Raw genomic sequence first — 1,266 nt, 5'->3', positions numbered from 1 at the left:
CGTCGAGGTCGCCGGCGCGGATCGCGAGCCGGGACTGCATGTACAACGCCTCGACGAGGGCGGGCAGGTCGTCGGCCGCGCGGGCCCGATCGGCCTCGTCGTGGGCGAGGCGCGCGACGGCGTCGTCGTCCCCGCGCCGGAACGCCGCGCGTGCGGTCTCGCTGAAGCTCATCCGGGTACCCCTCCTCGTGACAGAGGAGAGCCTAGCGAGGCGGGGCGGCCGGGCGGGGCAGCCGGGCGGGTGCGGCCCGCTCGCTTTCGAGGCCTAAGTTTCTTGTCTTTGGAGCCGTCCAAAGACAAGAAACTTAGGCCTCGAAGGTGAGTCGGGGCGGGTGACTCGGGGAAGGCTCACCCCTCGTCGACGAAATGGTTGTCGTGCTCCTCGTGCAGCCGCTCCATGTCCGCCTCCTCGGCGGTGGCGAGCCGCGCGAAGTAGTCCTCGCGACGCACTCCCGGCGCCAGCACCATGAGCACCGTGGCGGGCTCGTCGCGCTCCTTGCGGAGCCCGTGCACGGACCCGCGGGCCGAGAACGCGGTGTCGCCGGGCCCCAGCGTGCGCCACGTGGCGCCGTCGAAGAAGTCGACCTGCCCCTCCTCGACCACGAAGGTCTCGCTGAACGTGGTGTGGAAGTGCGGCGCCGGACCCCGGCTGGAGGGCGCGAGGCGCCAGCGATACAGGCTCAGGGTCCCGTCGGTGTCCCCCGGGCTCGCGAGGACCTCGATCGTGGAGCCGCCTGCGCCGAGGCGAATGAGTCGCGGTGCGGTGTGCCCTGCCGTGTGCTGTGTCATGCCCCGAGTCTCGGCAGCGGGCACGTCCGCCCGCTCTCGATTCGGCCGTGGCCGAACGGTCTGGTCCCACCTGCGGCGACGACCCAGAATGAGGTGGTGATCCGTTACCAGCTGGGCGCAGGCGCCACGGGCGTGCGGTGGGCGACGTCGCCGGTGCACGAGGTGGTCAGCCTCGCCCGGCTCCTGACCGAGCCACGCCGGCACCCCGTGTTCCACCCGTGGCTGCGCCGTCGCCGGCAGCGCCTGGCGGGCCTGGACCTGTCGGCCCTGACGGTCTTCATGGCCGACGGCGCCTACCGGCCCGACTTCCTGGACCCGACGCCGCCGACCAGCGACCCGACCTTCGACGAGGGCATGGCCGCCCTGCTCGCGGCGCCGGTCGAGCAGGTGCACGCCGAACTGGTCGACGCCACGGCCCGTCTCGAGCCCACGGCCCGCCGCCGACTGCTCGACGACCCCGCGCGCACCCGGGCCGAC

General features: G+C 73.1%; 1 protein-coding gene and 1 pseudogene. One reads left to right on the top strand and one right to left on the bottom strand.

Going from position 1 to position 1,266, the window contains the following annotated elements:
• Nucleotides 1-348 precede the first annotated feature (348 nt).
• The gene (locus tag PROKR_RS27050) at nt 349-789 is read right to left on the bottom strand and encodes a cupin domain-containing protein (protein ID WP_036969981.1); all 441 of its coding nucleotides are present in this window, start codon (nt 787-789) and stop codon (nt 349-351) included.
• Nucleotides 790-885: 96 nt separating this feature from the next.
• Between PROKR_RS27050 and PROKR_RS36370 the strand changes: the two are divergent.
• A pseudogene (locus PROKR_RS36370) lies at nt 886-1,266 on the top strand (DUF5937 family protein); the annotation flags it as partial.

The sequence above is a fragment of the Promicromonospora kroppenstedtii DSM 19349 genome, from assembly GCF_000515355.1.
GTDB classification, from domain to species: domain Bacteria; phylum Actinomycetota; class Actinomycetes; order Actinomycetales; family Cellulomonadaceae; genus Promicromonospora; species Promicromonospora kroppenstedtii.
This window is presented reverse-complemented; position numbering and strand designations above follow the sequence as displayed.

Coding starts and splice junctions, on each gene's coding strand:
- PROKR_RS27050 (WP_036969981.1), bottom strand. CDS start 789: ATGACACAGCACACGGCAGGGCACACCGCACCGCGACTCATTCGCCTC.